The sequence below is a fragment of the Rhodococcus sp. UNC23MFCrub1.1 genome, assembly GCF_000686025.1.
Classification (GTDB): Bacteria; Actinomycetota; Actinomycetes; order Mycobacteriales; family Mycobacteriaceae; genus Rhodococcoides.
On record NZ_JMLQ01000009.1, the window covers coordinates 213007 to 230619 of the forward strand.

General features: G+C 70.7%; 15 protein-coding genes. 12 read left to right on the forward strand and 3 right to left on the reverse strand.

The window, feature by feature from the left end:
- Nucleotides 1-63: 63 nt before the first annotated feature.
- A complete protein-coding gene (locus tag BR07_RS0119715; protein WP_027506898.1) occupies nt 64-1725 on the forward strand; it encodes an acyl-CoA carboxylase subunit beta in 1662 nt (553 codons plus the stop codon).
- 3 nt (nt 1726-1728) lie between these two features.
- On the opposite strand, the gene BR07_RS0119720 is transcribed toward BR07_RS0119715, so the two are convergent.
- The 3 genes from BR07_RS0119720 to BR07_RS0119730 are packed head-to-tail and all read right to left on the reverse strand — an operon-like array spanning nt 1729 to nt 5748.
- Complete coding sequence (locus tag BR07_RS0119720) at nt 1729-3126, reverse strand: hypothetical protein (RefSeq protein ID WP_027506899.1); 1398 nt, start codon at nt 3124-3126, stop codon at nt 1729-1731.
- Entirely contained in the window at nt 3113-4459 is a 1347-nt protein-coding gene (locus BR07_RS25600; protein WP_037186759.1) for a hypothetical protein, read from the reverse strand. The genes BR07_RS0119720 and BR07_RS25600 overlap by 14 nt, the downstream gene beginning before the upstream one ends.
- Entirely contained in the window at nt 4456-5748 is a 1293-nt protein-coding gene (locus tag BR07_RS0119730; RefSeq protein WP_027506900.1) for a glycosyltransferase, read from the reverse strand. The genes BR07_RS25600 and BR07_RS0119730 overlap by 4 nt, the downstream gene beginning before the upstream one ends.
- A gap of 443 nt (nt 5749-6191) precedes the next feature.
- Here BR07_RS0119730 and BR07_RS0119735 point away from each other — a divergent pair, with 443 nt between their 5' ends.
- From BR07_RS0119735 to BR07_RS0119785, 11 genes are all read left to right on the forward strand, one after another.
- A complete protein-coding gene (locus BR07_RS0119735) occupies nt 6192-7529 on the forward strand; it encodes a glycosyltransferase (protein ID WP_027506901.1) in 1338 nt (445 codons plus the stop codon).
- On the forward strand, nt 7526-8401 hold the full coding sequence (locus BR07_RS0119740) for a glycosyltransferase family 2 protein (protein WP_027506902.1): 876 nt from the start codon (nt 7526-7528) through the stop codon (nt 8399-8401). The genes BR07_RS0119735 and BR07_RS0119740 overlap by 4 nt, the downstream gene beginning before the upstream one ends.
- 58 nt (nt 8402-8459) lie before the next feature.
- Nucleotides 8460-9920, forward strand: a complete 1461-nt coding sequence (locus tag BR07_RS0119745) for a condensation domain-containing protein (RefSeq protein WP_027506903.1) — start codon at nt 8460-8462, stop codon at nt 9918-9920.
- Nucleotides 9917-11347: a condensation domain-containing protein gene (locus BR07_RS0119750; protein ID WP_027506904.1), complete on the forward strand. Its 1431-nt coding sequence runs from the start codon at nt 9917-9919 to the stop codon at nt 11345-11347. The genes BR07_RS0119745 and BR07_RS0119750 overlap by 4 nt, the downstream gene beginning before the upstream one ends.
- A complete protein-coding gene (locus BR07_RS25605) occupies nt 11338-12726 on the forward strand; it encodes a condensation domain-containing protein (RefSeq protein ID WP_051613610.1) in 1389 nt (462 codons plus the stop codon). The genes BR07_RS0119750 and BR07_RS25605 overlap by 10 nt, the downstream gene beginning before the upstream one ends.
- Nucleotides 12727-12762: 36 nt before the next feature.
- Nucleotides 12763-13020, forward strand: a complete 258-nt coding sequence (locus BR07_RS0119760; RefSeq protein ID WP_027506905.1) for an acyl-CoA carboxylase subunit epsilon — start codon at nt 12763-12765, stop codon at nt 13018-13020.
- The gene (locus BR07_RS0119765) at nt 13017-13697 is read left to right on the forward strand and encodes a Maf family protein (RefSeq protein ID WP_027506906.1); all 681 of its coding nucleotides are present in this window, start codon (nt 13017-13019) and stop codon (nt 13695-13697) included. The genes BR07_RS0119760 and BR07_RS0119765 overlap by 4 nt, the downstream gene beginning before the upstream one ends.
- 82 nt (nt 13698-13779) lie before the next feature.
- Nucleotides 13780-14667, forward strand: a complete 888-nt coding sequence (locus tag BR07_RS0119770; protein ID WP_027506907.1) for a sulfurtransferase — start codon at nt 13780-13782, stop codon at nt 14665-14667.
- Complete coding sequence (locus BR07_RS0119775; RefSeq protein ID WP_037186768.1) at nt 14664-15083, forward strand: SufE family protein; 420 nt, start codon at nt 14664-14666, stop codon at nt 15081-15083. The genes BR07_RS0119770 and BR07_RS0119775 overlap by 4 nt, the downstream gene beginning before the upstream one ends.
- 102 nt (nt 15084-15185) lie before the next feature.
- Entirely contained in the window at nt 15186-16643 is a 1458-nt protein-coding gene (locus BR07_RS0119780) for a condensation domain-containing protein (RefSeq protein WP_027506909.1), read from the forward strand.
- A gap of 89 nt (nt 16644-16732) precedes the next feature.
- The coding region (locus BR07_RS0119785) for an ATP-binding protein (protein ID WP_027506910.1) at nt 16733-17613 on the forward strand (881 nt) is incomplete at its 3' end.

The window sequence follows — 17613 nt, forward strand, 5'->3', positions numbered from 1 at the left end:
AGACGCGGCCGACGCACCACCCCTGCCACGTCCGGCGGCGCGGCGTCGATACAGTGCTGGTCTATGACGAGTGTTCAGGATGCGTCCGCGCAGGAATCAGTGGCTCGAGAAGAGACGGGGGCTGCCGCACCCGACATCCACACCACTGCCGGAAAGCTGGCCGAGCTCGCCGCCCGCCAGGCCCAGGCCGAGAAGCCCATGGGCGAGGCGGCCGTGGAGAAGGTGCACGCCAAGGGCAAGCTCACCGCCCGCGAACGCATCACCGCACTGCTGGACGAAGGCTCGTTCGTCGAACTCGACGCCCTCGCCCGCCACCGCTCCGTCAACTTCGGCCTCGCCGACAACCGCCCCTTCGGCGACGGCGTCGTCACCGGCTACGGCACCGTCGACGGCCGCGACGTGTGCGTGTTCTCCCAGGACGCCACCGTCTTCGGCGGCAGCCTCGGCGAGATCTACGGCGAGAAGATCGTCAAGGTCATGGACCTCGCCCTCAAGACCGGACGCCCCCTCGTCGGCATCAACGAGGGCGCCGGCGCCCGCATCCAGGAAGGCGTCGTCTCCCTCGGCCTCTACGGCGAGATCTTCCACCGCAACGTCCGCATGTCCGGCGTGGTCCCCCAGATCTCGCTGATCATGGGACCGGCCGCGGGCGGACACGTCTACTCCCCCGCCCTCACCGACTTCGTCGTCATGGTCGACAAGACCTCCCAGATGTTCGTCACCGGACCCGACGTCATCAAGACCGTCACCGGCGAGAACGTCACCATGGAGGACCTCGGCGGCGCCCACACCCACATGGAGAAGTCCGGCGTCGCCCACTACGTCGCCTCCGGCGAGCAGGACGCCCTCGACTACGTCCGCGAACTCCTGGGCTACCTCCCCTCGAACAACCAGGCCACCGCGCCCCGCCTTGCCCCCTCGGACCCCATCGACGGGGCCATCGCCGACTCCCTCACCGCCGAGGATCTGGAACTCGACACCCTGATCCCGGACTCGCCGAACACCCCGTACGACATGCACGAGGTCATTCGCCGCATCCTCGACGACGACGAGTTCCTCGAGGTGCAGGAAGGGCGGGCGCGCAACATCATCGTCGGGTTCGGCCGCGTCGACGGGCGCAGCGTCGGCATCGTCGCCAACCAGCCCACCGCGTTCGCCGGCACCCTCGACATCGACGCCTCCGAGAAGGCCGCCCGGTTCGTGCGCACCTGCGACTGCTTCAACATCCCGATCATCACCCTCGTCGACGTCCCCGGCTTCCTGCCGGGCACCGATCAGGAGTTCAACGGCATCATCCGCCGCGGCGCCAAACTGCTCTACGCCTACGGTGAGGCCACCGTCGGCAAGATCACCGTCATCACCCGCAAGGCCTACGGCGGCGCGTACGACGTGATGGGGTCCAAGCACATGGGCGCCGACCTCAACCTCGCCTGGCCCACCGCGCAGATCGCCGTCATGGGCGCCTCCGGCGCCGTCGGCTTCGTCTACCGCAAACGCCTCCTCGACGCCGCGAAGAACGGTGACGACGTCGACGCACTGCGCCTCGAGCTGCAGAACGAGTACGAGGACACCCTCGTCAACCCCTACGTCGCCGCCGAACGCGGCTACATCGACGCGGTGATCCCCCCGAGCCACACCCGCGGACAGATCGTCACCGCACTGCGCCTGCTCGAACGCAAGATGGTCACCCTGCCTCCGAAGAAGCACGGCAACATCCCGCTCTAGACCTCACCAGAACGAGTGCTCGAGTGACCACCGGTCGAGCTCCGCGGACACCGTCTCGCGGAGCCGGCCGGTGTCTCCCGCGTACTCGGGGTGAATGCCGAACACGGTGACCGTCACCTTGTCGCCGTACTCCACCGCCCACGCGGCGATCGCCGGTCCCTGTCGACGCCGGGCGGCCGCGTCGCGGCCCTGCATGATCGCGCGGATACCGAACGACTCCGCGACCTGATCACCGAGTTCGAGGGCGCTCTGCGGCGCGGCGCCCAGGTTCGACACCGTGGTGTCCGGCCCGGCGATGGACGTCATCATCCGCCCGAGCACCCGGTCCGGAAGCAACCTGGCCACCGCCTGCAGGTGGTCGGTGACCGCGTCGTCCGTGGTCGCGTACTTCGCGAACGCCGCCTTGCTCAGCGCGCGGATCTCGCCGAGCCCCACCTCGGGTCCGATCGGCCCGGGCACCCGGATCCACACGCCCCCGGACGCATTCGCTCTGTCGTCGCCGTCGGCGCGGTTGCTCACCGCGATGCAGATGCGCGTGCCCTCGGGACCCGTCGGATGGCCGGACGCACGCAGAACCCCGCCCATGACGGCCGTGAAGAGGCTGTTCGGCGTACCACCGTGCTCGGCCGCGCGGGCGATCCACTCACGGCGATCGAGATCCACCACGGCGAGGGTGGTGTCGGACTCGGTCGGAGTGGGTTGGTCCGCGCGAGCCGCGACCGGCGCGGCGGTCGGTGCAGTCTCGTCGGATCGCGTGATCGCCGTCCGCAGCGCCGTCGCGCCGGCCGTCGCCGCCGCCTTCCCGATCACCGCGAGAGCCCGCGCCACCGCCGGAATCTGCGCCCCCGCGTCACGGAGATCGCCCCGCACGCCGGCCCACCCGGCGACGTCACGCCCGGTGGGCAGTGCCGAGCGCGTCGGCCCCCGGCGAGCCGCGTCGAGCGCCGCGTACACGGCCTGGCCATCGGCGATCATGTGCGAGACCAGCAGTGCCAGAACGGTTCTCCCGGTATCGGTGTGCGCGCACTCGAGCGTGAAACCGCGTCCGGCAGACGGGTCGAGATCGGCCGCACGGAGCCGCGCATCGACCCAGTCCCCCACCGCGTCATCCGCGATGGTGCCCGGTTCGGTGTACACCGTGGCGGGGCGCTCGGCCCGCACCCATCGGTCGTGGCCGAACGGCACGGAGGTGGGGACCACCCGGCGGTCGAACGATCCCGACGCGAGCCGGTCGGCGAGCGTCGCGACGGCGTCCGCACCCGGGTCGGCCGGGAAGATCCACAGGTACTGGATCGGCGCCGTCCATCCGAAGAGTCGCTCCGCCAACGCGTACGACTCGTCGGCACCCGCCACGCGGTCTGCCGGGCGGACCTGAGCAGTGGTCACGTCACCAGAACTCATGCGGCACATCCCATCCGGTGAGCTCCGCGGACAGGGCTGCCGTCAGCGCCTGCGCGGAACCCACGCGTGTCTCGTCGAACCCGGCCACGGCGAAGGTCGCCGCACCGTCCGTCTCCAGGTACCAGGACTGCACGCCCTCGCCGAAGCGTTGCGTGCCGGCGGGGTCGACGTGGTGCGCTGTTCCCCGGAAGGCGACGTCCGTGGCGGTACGGCCGCCGACCCGGCGGAGACCGTCGAAGGACCCGAGATTCGACGCGACCACGTCGGGCATACCGGACCCGCCGCCCGTCACCACGGACGTCACGACGGACAGCGGGAGTACCTGGAGCAGTGGCTGCAGATGAACCATCGCCGGCCGGCGTCCGGCGGACAGCGCCGCGAACGCGTCCCGGCACAGCGCGCGGACACCGCCCAGATCGGAGCCCGGAACCACGCGCTCGGCGAGTGAGATCGACACGCCCCCGGTGGCGTTGCTGCGCTGATCGTCGTCACCCCGGCGCAGACTCATCGGGATGCCGACCTTCACGGGCAGCCCGTCGTCTGCGTAGCCGGTGGCGACGAGAGCACCGGCGAGTACCGCGACGAACAACGAGTTCCGTGTCCCGCCGTGACGCTGCGCGACGGCGTCCCACTCCGCCAGCGGCACCGTGACCGTCGCCCAGGACGGACGAGCCAGCGGCGCACGGGTGTGTGCGGGAGCGCGCGGGGTGACGGAGGCCGGACGTGCGACGCCGGAGCCGGTCGAGCGGAGATCGGACACCATCGCAACGGCGGTCCGTGCCACGCCGGCCGCGGCTCCGACCACCTGACGTGCTGCGTCGCCGACGTCCCCGACGAGTGCGGCCGGCCCGGTCGGCGCGGCGCCGATGTCGTCGCGCACCCCGGCCGTGTCGACGACGGCGGCCACAGCGGCCGCCGTCATCGCTCGGCCGTCCGCGACGAGGTGCAGGCAGGTGAGAGACAGCGCCGATCCACCGGTGGTCGTCCGGGTGGACCGCAGCGCCCAGCAGCGACCCTCCTCGGCGTCGAGGTCGACGGTCTCGAGATCGCGCGTCGCCCAGTCGAGGACCTCGTCCGGTGTCACAGACTCGTCGTCGAGCCGAACGGCGGGATCCCGGTCGGACCGGACCCAGCCCGGGCGGGCGACGGGAATCGACGGTCGCACGATGCGTCGATGCAGTGCTCCGCGCGCGAGTCCCACCGCCATCGCCGTCACGTCGGCGTCCGGCACCGCGTCGTCGAAGCGCCACACGAGTTGCAGGACCACGTCCCACCCGAACGCCTCGGAGAGGAACCAGTAGGTGAAGTCCTGATCCTGAAGCCGCGCCGTCATGCGACCACCGCGTCCGTCGGTGCGGGGCGGGCCGACTCCACGAGGTCGGACGCGCGGCGGACCGCCTCCGCGGGACTCGTCATGGCGGCGGCCACGGCGGCTGCGCCCGCGGCCGCCTCGGGCGTCAGAGCGAGGCGCAACGCCTTCTCCAACGACTGCGCCGTGATGTCGGAGGCGGACATCGCGGCGCCGCACGACAGGGCGACGACCCGCCGACCCCAGAAGGGCTGATCGGACGACACCGAGCACACCACCGTCGGCCGTCCGGCCCGCAGTCCCGCCGCGGTGGTCCCCGCGCCGCCGTGGTGCACGACGGCGCAGCACCGGGGGAAGACCGCGGCGTGGTCGACGGCGCCGGTCACACGGACGTGATCACCGAGCGCGTCTGCGGAGTCGACGTCGTTCCAGCCGGCGCACAGCAGAACCCGTTCGCCCACGCGCGCCGCGGCATCCGCGACGGCGGCCAGGACGGCCGCCGGGTTCGTCACCGGCATGGATCCGAAGCCGACGTAGACGGGCGGGGGGCCGTCGTCGATCCACTCGTCCAGGGACGGGTCGGACGGCTGCGGATCCATCCGTGCCCGCAGCTCCGGGGACACCTCGAGGAAACCTGTGAGGGGACGCGTGCCGTCCCAGTCGACGGCGAGTTCGGGGCAGAACACCCGGTCGTAGGCCTGGATCTCGACGGTCCGGCGACGGGCCATGCGACCGGGAAGCGGTGACGACACCGTGGGGATGCCCAGGGAGCGGCGCAGCGTGTTCTCGCGCCGCCGGGTCGCCGTCCACAGGACATGGTCCAGCACGGTCCAGGCAAGTCCGACGACCGCAGCCGGCGCACCGTCGATGCCGGGCACCGGTGAATACGGGTTGGAGCGCACCGGCGCGTGATGCAGCGCGACGAGACCGATCCCGCGCGCCTCGGCGAGGGGCAGCGCGATCTGTTCGGTGGTGATGCCGGTGAGCAGCACGTCCGGCGCCGTGGTGTCGACGACGTCGCGCAGTTCCGTCACCATCTGGTCCCACCCGAAGTTCCACAGTGCGGCGAGCGCCCGCGCACGGTCGGCGACCGACCCGCGGGACAGGCCGTGACGGACCAGGTCCGAGTTCATGTGCTCGCGGGTGTCGTACCCGAACGGCACCGTCTCGAGTCCGACCCCGCGGGCCAGGTGCACGAGGTTGGGCGGAACTGCCATGACCACGTGGTGGCCCCGGCCCGCCAGATCCGAACCCAGGACGACGGCAGGTTGTACGTCGCCTCGCGTTCCGCTGACGGCCATGACGATGCGCACGACTCGATTCCCCCTCGGACATACCTGATGTGGAGTGCGCCGGAAATGGCGTCTCGTCCGCTTGTGTCACTTGTTCGTACCATTCGATGCACGGGACGGCATGTCGTGGTGCCGATCCGAGAACTGGACCACGGACAGACCTCGAGGTCGGGAACGCACGCTGGTCACAAGCAGTGCCGCAGTCGACTTGTCAAGGCTGACAGCAGAATACGCCGAACAAGGAGGTCGGGTCGGCGCAGCGGCGTGGGATGTCACGACGGGCCCGATCGCAACTCGGACAGCGAGACACTCGTCACCCTGGCGTGTCGGTGTGGCGTAGGACGTCACGATTGGCGGAGTCCCACCATGTCTGCAATGGTCGTTCCACGAACAGTTCGCGGAGGTCATCAGTTGCGGACGCTCGGCGCGCGGGGGTCGCGGAGCAACGCTCGAGGGGGTGAGACATGCAGGTCACGTTGGCATTTCAGGGAAGTAGAGGCGACGTGCAGCCCGGCGTCGTCCTGGCCACCGAGCTGGAACGACGTGGACACCGTGTGGTGCTCGCCGTTCCGCCGAACCTCGTCGCCTTCGCCGCGTCCGCCGGACTCGATGCTCGCCCGTGCGGTGTGGACACCGCGGAGCTGCTCACCTCGCCCCTCGTGACCCGAGACATGGCCTCGCGCAACCCGCGCCGCCGGCTGGCAGCCATCACGGCCGTCACCGTCGCGGGAGGTCGCGCCGCGCGAGCCGCGCTGACCGACCTGGCCGCCGGCAGCGATGTCCTCGTGGGGTCGTCCGTCGGTCAGGAGAGCGCGTACGACGTGGCTGAGGTGCACTCGATCCCCTACGCACCCCTGCACTTCTGCCCGGTTCGCAGCAACGGCGTCGCCTCCGTCGTCCCGGTACCGTCGGCCCTCCCGGGGTTCGTGCACCGCGCGGCGTGGTGGGCGCTCGACACCACACTGTGGCGCGCCTCCCGTGGTGCGCACACCACCCTCCGAGCAGAACTCGGACTTCCGCCCATGACATCCAGTGTCGCTGGGGCGCTGGCGCGTTCCGGCGTCACCGAGATCCAGGCGTACGACGCGGCGCTGTTCCCCGGGCTCACGGAGGAATGGGGCCCGGCGCGACCTCTCACCGGTTTCCTGCATCCCGACGCCCGCACTCGCGCCGCGGTGCAGCGAGCTGCCCCGGTCACCGACGGTCTCGATTCCTGGCTCCGCGCGGGCACACCACCGGTGTACATCGGGTTCGGCAGCATGACGGTCCCCGGCGGCGCGGCTCTTCTCGACGAACTCGTCGCTGCCGTTCGGCGTGCCGGGAGACGCGTTCTGCTCGTCGGCGGCTGGGACGACCGGCTGCTGCGCGAGAACGCCCCCGGTTCCAGCGAGTTCGGGCACGATGTCCTCTCGGTGTCGGCCGTCGACCACACCGCGGTGCTCCCTCAGTGCGAGGCCGTCGTCCACCACGGCGGCGCCGGGTCCACCGCCGCCGGTCTGCGCGCCGGTCGACCCACTCTCGTGTGTCACGTCGGTGCCGATCAACCCCTGTGGGGACGACGCGTCGTCGCCTCGCGAGTCGGCGCGAGCGTCGCCGCACGATCGGCGTCCTCCGCCTCGCTCGATGCCGCTCTGGCCCGGGTGCTCCACCCACGGACACGTTCTGCTGCAGAGTGTCTCGCGGATTCCCTCGTCTCGCCCACCGATGCGGTCCGGCGGTGCGCCGACCTCGTCGAGGCGGCAGCGCAGCGCCGCAGGGCCCCGCTGCACCCGACCGCCTCGCGAACGGAGACCTCCCGATGAACCGACTGTCCCTGTCCGTCGTCGTCCCGGCATTCGACGAGGAGGAGTGTATCGGCGCGTGCCTGGACCTGCTGTGCACCCAGCTCGACTGCATCACCGAGATCATCATCGTGGACAACAACTCCGCGGACGGCACCCGTGACATCGTGCGACGACATGCCACGGACCACCCCGAGATCCGCGTGGTGACCGAGAAGCAGCAGGGTCTCGTCTTCGCCCGGAACGCCGGTATGGATGCGGCGTCCGGGGATCTCGTCGCCCGGATCGATGCCGACACCCGCGTGCCCGATGACTGGGCGGCAACGATTCTCGACTTCTTCGCGGCCGACGTCGATCAGCACTGGGCCGCCGCGTGCGGACGCGGTGAGGCGTACGAGCTGCCCTACGGCGACGCGGCCGCCCGCATCAAGGCGCGGTGGTCCCCGCTCGCCCGGCGGTCGCCGTCCACGCCGGAGGTCCGCGACGTTCCGGTCCTGTACGGCTCCAACATGATCCTGCGCCGCGAGACGTGGAAGCTGATCCGCGAGGACGTCTCGCTGCGCCGCGACGTCTTCGAGGACGTCGACATGGGGCTCTGCGTCCAGGAGTCGGGCGGGCGCAACGCCTTTCTGCCCTCCCTCACCGTGGGAGTGTCGCCGCGCCGAATGGAATCGGGAATGCGGTCCTTCGTCCGCTACATGGCGTGCCTCCCCCGAACCCTGCGACTGCATCGACGCCACGCGCTCGCGGCGGCAGCGCTCGTGCTGTACGTGCCGGGGGTGTCCGTGCTCCACGCCTGCCGACTCGTGATGATCCGCGCCTACGACAGCGACAGCGGATCCTTCTCCGCGCGACATCTCCTGCGCCCCCGCACCGATCGCGGAATGCCCTGAGCGCACCGCTCCACTTCCCGACCCTGCGATCTCGACCCGAACGGACGTGAGACCGAAGATGGAATTCACCGAGCTCGCCGATCACCCGCTCCCCCGGGGCGTGGTGACCGAGTGGATCCCCACCGTCACCGCGACCGACCGCTGGTATCGGGACGACCGACCACTGGCCTACACGCACGAGGAACATTGCCGTCACAGCCTCGCCAAGGCTGCCACGGGATCCTCGGACGAGATCGGCGCAGCCTGGATCGGGGCGGTGTTCGAGATCCACGACCGGTACGACGCCGAGGCGCTGCGTCGTGCTCTGCGCGCCTGGACCTCTCGCCACGAGACCTTCCGCTCGACGGTCACGACGGACGGCGTCGACGCCGACGGCGGCGCCCGTCTCGCCCGCTCCACCGTCCCGGAGGATGCGGTGGACGTGGTTCCGCGTGTACTCGGGCGTCGGCGCACGGGATCCGACGTGCACGCCGACGTCTCGGACTTCTTCGCCCGCACCCTGTCGCCGTTCCGGTGGCCGCACTGCGTGGTCGCCACGGTCGAGGACATCGCCCCGGGTTCGTCGACCGAGAAGGACGACGAGACGGACCGGTTCCTGCTCGTCTTCGGAGCCGACCACTCCGTCATGGACGCGTACTCGATGCTGTTGGCCGTCAGCGAACTCCGCCGGCTGTACGAGTTCGAGATCCATGCGCGCGATCCACGGCTGGCGGCGATCGGCAGTCATCTCGACTTCAGCGTCGTCGACCGGGAGACCGGTGACTGCCTGACCCCGGACCACGAGGTGGTCCGCACCTGGTCGTCCTTCCTCTCCGACGGCAGCTTCCCCCCGTTCCCCCTCCCGGTCGGCGCCGACGACGAGCACGGTCCCGAGCGGCAGAGCAGTCTCTCCCGGTACCTGTTGAGTGCGGCGGACACCGACGCGCTCGCCGCACACACCCGCGCGCGGGGTGCGTCCATGACCGCGGCCGTGGTCGGTGCGCTGGCACTGACCTCCCGCGACCTTGCGGGTGAACGCCGACTGCGAGTGACCATGCCCATGCACACGCGCTTCGAGCCCCAGTACGCCGAATCGGTCGGCTGGTACGTGGGAGTGGTGCCGGTCGACGTCCACGTCGACCCCGCCTCGGACGTGGACGACGCCGTGCGCCGCGCCGCCGCCGGCCTGGACGCCGTCAAGGGCTATGCACGCCAGCCGTACTCCCGTGTCGCGCGGCTGCTGAACGTGGACTCGGTGCCGCAGTTCGTGGTGTCCTACCTCGATCTGCGTCACACCCCCGATGCCGAGTCGTGGCCGCTGTGGAACACGCGCACACTCCGCAGTGCCACCGCCTCCCGCGACGAGGTCTATTTCTGGATTCTCCGCACGCCGCTCGGCCTCAGCATCGCGGCCCGGTTCCCCGGCCACGAGGAGGCGGTCCGCAACGTGCACGCCTACCTCGCCCGATTCCAGGAGGTGTTGCGCGAGTCCGCCGGCGCCGTCGTCGAGAGCGGGGCGGACAGGACGGTGCACGCATGATCATCACGGCGATGCGCAACTGGAAACCCGCACCCGGCGAACTGCTCGAGTGGCATCCGGTCGACGACGCACGGCCGCTCGTCGAGTCCGCACCGGTCGATCCCACCCCGCCGTCGTTCCTGCAGGAGAACCATGTTCGCGGTGTGCGCGCGGTGGCGGACCGGGGAGGCACGCACACCGCGTACCTCGGCTCCGCGACCGAGGTCGCCGGAGATCTCGACGTCGCCGCGTTGACCCTCGCCTTCGAGCAGTTCCTCCTGCGCCACGAGGGACTGCAGACGTGGTTCGAGACGGACGGCGCCGCGGTCGTGCGGCGCCGCGTTCCCCCGGCGGCCGCGCGCCTGCGGGCCGTCTCCGCGGGCGAGTGCTCGGCGCCCGACCAGTTCCTCGACTACGTGCGCGATCGGCTCTCGCGGGACGCCACACCCCTGAGTTGGCCCGCCGTGGCGTTCGGGGCCGTGGCGCGACCGGGGGGATTCACGCTCTACTACGGAGCGGACCACGCGTTCTCCGACGGCGCCTCGCAAGTCCTGGTCCTGGCGGAGCTGACCGATCTCTATCGCGCGGCGCAGTCGAACCGTGCACCCACCGACATCTCGGCGTGGACCGGGAGCTTCCTCGAGCACGTCGCGATCGAGAACGAGAAGGCCGAGGCCGTCGACGCCGACTCCCCCGAGCTGGCCGAGTGGATCGACGTCGTGCGAGCCCACGGCGGCGCGATGCCGTCCTTCCCGTTCGACCTCGGACTCGCACCGGGTGAGACCGCTCCCGTCGAACCGATCGAGATGGACCTGCTGGGCGCGGACGACACCGCGGCCTTCGACGCCGCCTGCCGGGACGCGGGTGGGAAGTTCGTCACGGGCCTGTTCGCCGCAGTCGCGATCACCGATCACGAGCTCGCGGGCCGAGACGACTACGCCGGCATCACCGTGCTCGGTACCCGCCACCTCGGGGACTTCGCCCTGTCCCAGGGCTGGTTCTGCAATTTCGCGCCCGTGACGTTCCCCGTGGCGGGCGCCGGCGACTTCCGCACCCTCGTCGGTCGGGCGAGCGAGGCCTACGCCCGCACGAAGGCCACCGCGGCAGCGCCGATCGGGAAGGTGCTGCAGCTGCTCTTCGAGTCCGGTGTCGGCGGCGCCGGACTGGCATCGAGCCCGCACCTGTTGTCCTACATCGATTTCCGCTGGTTCCCCGGCCACGGCTCCGAGGCCGACGACGACGCGATCCTGTTCACCGGCGAGGGCCGCACCGCGAACGCGTCCATGTGGTTCAACCGGGACGATCGCCACTTCTATCTCGGGTCGCAGACTCCCGCGACGCCCGAGGCGCAGCGGCAGGTGGCGCGATACCACCAGCACCTGCGGGAGGTCCTGCAGACGGTCGCGCGGGACGGGAACCGCGTCGTCGGTGGTGGCGCGTGCACGTGATCGGAGTGGACGCCTGGGCCCCGCGCCCCGGCGTCGTCCTGCAGTGGCTCGTGCGTTCCGACGCCGAACCCGTCCCGTCGACGGTCCCGCCGTCGTTCAACCAGAGTGCGCACCTCGCCGACGTCGACGACGGCAGCACGTGGCTCGCAGCATCGTTCGACGTCCCGGGGCCGCTGGACACCGATGCCCTGGCGCGTTCTCTCGAGCGGTTGGTCGCACGCCACGGTTCGCTCCGGACCGGGTTCGTGCGGTCCGACTCCGGTCCGTCACGCGTGAACCATCCGCAGGGTGCGCTCACCCTCCGACGACGACCGGACATCGCGGTCCCGTCCGTCCCGGAGGCCCACCGCGTCGTGCGCGGCGCGCTCGACGCCGCGTGCGCTCCCTTCTCCGCACCGGCCTACACCTTCCTCGCCATCGATCGTCCGGACGTCTCCACGGTGGTGTGCGGGTTCGATCACGCGCACGTCGACGCGTATTCGCTGGCGGTCGTCATCGACGACGTCCGTCGGGGCTATCTCGGCGAGCCGGAGACCGCGCCGGATCCGGGTGACTTCGTCGACTACTGCGCAGCCGAGTCCGCGGGCACGCCGATCGACCTCGAGGACGACCGGCTCCGCACGTGGGTCGACTTCCTGCACGCGGGCGCCGGCGCTCCGCCGCAGTTCCCTCTCGATCTCGGAGTCCCGCACGGGCGCACGGACCGCTGTGCGGTCCGCGTCGACACCCTGCTCACCGCACGGGAGGCCGACGCGGCCGAGACCGGGTGCCGGGCCGACGGGGCCAGCCTCTACGCCGGTGTGCTCGCGGCCATGGCGCACGCGGTACGCGACCTCGGTGGTGGCGCCACGGTTCCCCTGCTGTTCCCGCTGCACACCCGTCGATCCGCGGCGTGGCGGTCGTCCGTCGGCTGGTTCGTCACCAACGCGCCGCTCGAGGTGGTCACCGAGAGCGACCTGAGGGCCACGATCCGCTCGGCCGGTCCGGCGGTGCGACGCGCGGTCGCGCTGGGCGAGGTGCCCATCGCCCGCGTGGTCGAGGCCGCGGGCGGACTCCGGCGCCCGCGCAAGGACGTCTTCATGGTGTCCTACGTCGACTACCGGTCGGCCCCCGGACACGACCTGCTGCGCAGCATCGACGCCCACCACATCTCCAACGTCACCGTCTCCGACGACGCGCAGTTCTGGATCTCCCGCACCGCGGACGGTCTCGCACTGCGGAGCCGGTTCCCCGACAACCCGACCGCCCGCACCACGATCGAGGCCTTCGTGGCCGCCGTCACGGACCACCTCGCACTCGTCGCCCAGCCGTGCGAGGCCGCCCTACGGTTCGCGGTGGACACCCGGACCGCGGCCGACGCGCAGGTCACCGTCCCCTAGAGTTCGGGGAACACCTGCACCTGGAGGAGACGCTTCGTGACATCAGCCGACGACCGGACCGAGTCCGGTACGGACGAGACCGCTCCCTCGGCGCCCTTCCTGCGCGTCGAGTCGGGCAACCCGACCGACGAGGAGATCGCCGCCCTCGTGGCCGTCCTGTCCGCCGCCACGGCCGACGCCGGGCCGACCGAGATCCCCGTGCTCGATCACTGGGGTCGCCCGTCCACCATGCACCGCGCGGGCACGGCCTTCTCGCCCTACTCGTTCACCACCGGGGTCACCGGACCGCGGTGACGGTCCGGTTCGTACTCGCGTCGCGCTCGCCCGCCCGCCTGTCCGTGTTGCGGGCAGCCGGGGTGGATCCGATCGTCCGGGTCTCGGACGTCGACGAGGACGCGGTCGCCGCAGCACTGCCCTCCGACTCCCCCCACGAGGTGGTGGTCACCGAGCTGGCCGCGGCCAAGGCGGCCGTGATCGCAGAGGCTCTCGCCCACGATCCGGAGCTGTCGACCGGCACGGTCGTCGTCGTGGGCTGCGACTCCATGCTGTCGATCGGCGGCGACCTCGTGGGCAAACCACGAAACGTCGCCGTCGCTCGCGAACGCTGGGCGGCGATGGCCGGTGCGAGCGGTGACCTGCTCACCGGTCACTGCGTCCTACGGCTCGACGACGGCCGGGTGACCGCACGCGGCGCGGCCCACTGCGGGACCACGGTGCACTTCTCCTCGCCGACCGAGCGGGACCTCGAGGCATACCTTCGCTCGGACGAGCCACTCGCCGTCGCGGGCGCGTTCACCCTCGACGGTCTCGGTGGCTGGTTCGTCGACGGCATCGAGGGTGACCCGTCGTCCGTCATCGGTATCGGGCTGCCGCTGGTACGCCGGTTGCTCGCCGAGGTGGGTGTCGGCATCGCCGATCTGTGGGAGAGCGCCGCGGCGCATCGTGACGGGATCGACGACACCAGCGTCTGACGCCGTCCCGACGCGCGCCCTAGGATCGTGTGGTCACGCACAATCAGTTCGACCCCCCGTCTGACAACCTCAGGAGACGCACGTGTCCGTCGCGCCAGATCCCCACCCCGCCTTCGCGTCGTTCGCGCACCCCGAACGACTCGTCACGACGCAGTGGCTCTCCGCCAACATCGGCACACCCGGACTCAAGGTCGTCGAGTCCGACGAGGACGTGCTCCTCTACGACGTCGGCCACATCCCCGGCGCGGTCAAGATCGACTGGCATCTCGACCTGAACGACCCCGTCACGCGCGACTACGTCGACGGCGAGAAGTTCGCCGACCTGATGAACCGCAAGGGCATCTCGCGCGACGACACCGTCGTCATCTACGGCGACAAGAGCAACTGGTGGGCCGCGTACGCGCTGTGGGTCTTCACCCTGTTCGGCCACGAGGACGTGCGCCTGCTGGACGGTGGACGCGACGCCTGGCTCGCCGAGAACCGCGACACCACACTCGACGTCCCCGACATCTCCGGGGCGGACTACCCCGTCGTCGAGCGCGACGACGCCGCCATCCGTGCGTTCAAGGACGACGTCCTCGCACACCTCGGATCCGGCCCGCTGGTCGATGTGCGGTCCCCCGCCGAGTACACCGGCGAGCGCACCCACATGCCCGACTACCCCGACGAGGGCGCGCTGCGCGGTGGACACATCCCGACAGCGCTGAGCATCCCGTGGGCGAAGGCCGCGGCACCCGACGGCCGGTTCAAGTCCCGCACCGAGCTCGACGAGGTCTACGGGGACGTGTCCGCCGACGCCGACGTCATCGCGTACTGCCGCATCGGCGAGCGGTCGTCGCACACGTGGTTCGTGCTGACGCATCTGCTCGGCTACGAGAACGTCCGGAACTACGACGGTTCCTGGACCGAGTGGGGCAACGCCGTGCGCACACCGATCGCGCGCGGCGAGGAGCCCGGAGCCCTGCAGTGAGCGGAACACTGCCCGCGCCGCTGGCCGAGATCGTCGACGACTTCGCGGCCGTCGAGGGCCAGGACAAGATCACGATGCTGCTCGAGTTCAGCAAGGAGCTGCCGGCCTTGCCCGCAGGTCTCGAGCAGGCCGCGATGGAGCCCGTCCCGGAGTGCCAGTCACCGCTGTTCCTGTCGGTGGACTCGTCCGACCGGTCTGCGGTGCGCCTGTACTTCAGCGCCCCGCCGGAGGCACCGACCACGCGCGGCTTCGCGTCGATCCTGGCGCAGGGGCTCGACGGTCTTCCCGCCGACGACATCCTCGACGTCCCGGACGACTTCTACACCGAGCTGGGACTCGCGGCGGCCGTGAGTCCGCTACGGCTGCGCGGGATGTCGGCGATGCTCAGCCGCGTCAAACAGCACCTGCGTTCCTGACTCGCCGCTTTGTTCGGACAATGTCGCTCTCAGCGGTAGACTGAGGTACCGAGAGCGGCGTCCGGACGGGGCGCCGCGCCGGTGTGGAAGGACAGCCGAATCGTGGAGTTCACCGAACTGGTCGACTACCCGATTCCGGCAGGCACCCTCACCGAATGGATCCCGAGTGTCGGTCCGCACGCATCGACGCCGGAGGACGCGGGGTGGCTGCCCGACGATCGGCCCACCTCCTACGTGCACGAGGCGCACCTGCGTCGCACACTGGCCAGGCCGTCCGCCGGTCGCGAGTCGTGGCTCGGCACCGCGTTCGACATCGCGGGCCCGCTCGACACCGCCGCGTTCCGGCGCGCGGTGCTGGCGTGGATCGACCGGCACGAGGGTATGCGGTCCAACGCCACCGTCGACCCCGACACGGGCGTGCTCTCACGCGTGACGGCTCCTGTCGGTGCCACCGACATCTGGGTCATCCAGCAGGACGCGTGCACGCAGGCCGGCGAGGTGTACGAGCATCTTCAGCACCTGTTCGACGAGTACACGTCGCCGCTGGTGTGGCCGTCGTACGCGTTCGTCACTCTCGAACCCACCGGACACTCCGGCAGCGACGCAGTGCCGGACCACTTCACCGTGTTCTTCGCGGCCGATCACTCGATCATCGACGGGCTGTCCATCGTGCTCATCGCGCACGAACTCACCCGCCTCTACGAGCAGGAGACCACCGGCGCCCCGGCAGGGCTCTTCCCCACCGGCAGTTACCTCGATTTCGGCGAACTCGAGCGCACCCTCTGCAGCGGGGTCGACCGGACGCACGACGCCGCCGTGGAGTGGGCGAACTTCCTCGCCGAGGACGGGGGACGATTCCCGTCCTTCCCGCTCGACATCGGACCCGTCCCGGAGGTGCCGATCCCGCAGGCCGGACTGTCCGCGTGGGTCCTCTCGCCCGAGGAGGCGGACGCGTTCACCGTGGCGTGCCGCCGCGCCGGTCCGGGCTTCTCCGCCGGCCTCATGGCCTCGATGGGCGCTGCGGCGGCTGCCGTGTCCGGTGCGGGGCGCTTCCGCACGGTCACCCCGATGCACACCCGTCACGACCCGTCGTGGGCCGCGTCCCTCGGCTGGTTCGTCGGCGTGGCTCCCCTCGCGTTCGACGTCGCGGACGGCGAGTCGTTCGGAGACGTCGTCGTGCGCGCCGGAGCCGAGATCGCACGCACCCGTCCGATCTCGCGTGTCCCCCTCGATCTCGTCGCCGAGGCGATCGACCTGCACGACACCCCGCGTTTCGTCGTCTCCTTCATGGACGTGCGCTTCGCACCCGACGCGCGGACGTGGCCCGATGTCAACGCGCGCGCACTGCGGAGCAGGAAGTACGACCACGACGTCTACCTGTGGGTGCATCGCACTCCGCAGGGCGTCAACATCTCGGCCCGGTTCCCCAGCAGCGAGGTCGCCACCGCTGCCGTCCACCGGTTCGTGGCAGAACTGCGGACCGTGCTCAGCGACGTCGTGACCACCGGGACACACCTCGTGCGGGCCCGGAGTGAGCTCACCCCTACACTCCGAAACTAGGATGACCAACCGATGGCGCGGGCGAAGGCCCGTGCTCGTCCGCCGGAGCGACACCACGCGACGGCCCACCCGACCTCACAGGAGGCTTCGTGCCCAGCCACGCCACTGCCCGCATCAGCAAGGTTCTCGTCGCGAACCGCGGTGAGATAGCGGTACGTGTGATCCGCGCAGCGGCCGACGCCGGCTACACCTCCGTCGCGGTCTACGCCGAACCCGACGCCGACGCGCCCTTCGTCCGCCTCGCCGACGAAGCCTTCGCCCTCGGCGGTCAGACCTCCGCCGAGTCCTACCTCGCGATCGACAAGATCATCGACGCCGCCGCCAAGTCCGGCGCCGATGCGATCCACCCCGGCTACGGCTTCCTCTCCGAGAACGCCGACTTCGCCCAGGCCGTCCTGGACGCCGGCCTGATCTGGATCGGACCGTCACCGCAGTCCATCCGCGACCTCGGCGACAAGGTCACCGCCCGCCACATCGCCACCCGCGCGAAGGCCCCCTCCGTGCCCGGCACGTCCGAGCCCGTCAAGGACGCCGACGAGATCCTCGCCTTCGCCGACGAGCACGGCCTCCCCATCGCCATCAAGGCCGCCTTCGGCGGCGGCGGACGCGGCATGAAGGTCGCCCGCACCCGCGAGGAGATCCCCGAGCTCTTCGACTCCGCCACCCGCGAAGCCGTGTCCGCATTCGGCCGCGGCGAGTGCTTCGTCGAGCGCTACCTCGACAAGCCCCGCCACGTCGAAGCGCAGGTCATCGCCGACCAGCACGGCAACGTCGTCGTCGCCGGCACCCGCGACTGCTCCCTGCAGCGCCGCTTCCAGAAGCTCGTCGAGGAAGCTCCCGCACCGTTCCTCACCGACGACCAGCGCGCCGAGATCCACGCCTCCGCCAAGGCCATCTGCAAGGAAGCCGGCTACTACGGCGCCGGCACCGTCGAGTACCTCGTCGGCCAGGACGGACTCGTCTCCTTCCT

Bases quoted from the DNA above. Each gene is read 5' to 3' on its own strand.
- BR07_RS0119715 (WP_027506898.1), top strand. From the start codon at position 64: ATGACGAGTGTTCAGGATGCGTCCGCGCAGGAATCAGTGGCTCGAGAA.
- BR07_RS0119720 (WP_027506899.1), bottom strand. From the start codon at position 3,126: ATGAGTTCTGGTGACGTGACCACTGCTCAGGTCCGCCCGGCAGACCGC.
- BR07_RS25600 (WP_037186759.1), bottom strand. From the start codon at position 4,459: ATGACGGCGCGGCTTCAGGATCAGGACTTCACCTACTGGTTCCTCTCC.
- BR07_RS0119735 (WP_027506901.1), top strand. From the start codon at position 6,192: ATGCAGGTCACGTTGGCATTTCAGGGAAGTAGAGGCGACGTGCAGCCC.
- BR07_RS0119740 (WP_027506902.1), top strand. From the start codon at position 7,526: ATGAACCGACTGTCCCTGTCCGTCGTCGTCCCGGCATTCGACGAGGAG.
- BR07_RS0119745 (WP_027506903.1), top strand. From the start codon at position 8,460: ATGGAATTCACCGAGCTCGCCGATCACCCGCTCCCCCGGGGCGTGGTG.
- BR07_RS0119750 (WP_027506904.1), top strand. From the start codon at position 9,917: ATGATCATCACGGCGATGCGCAACTGGAAACCCGCACCCGGCGAACTG.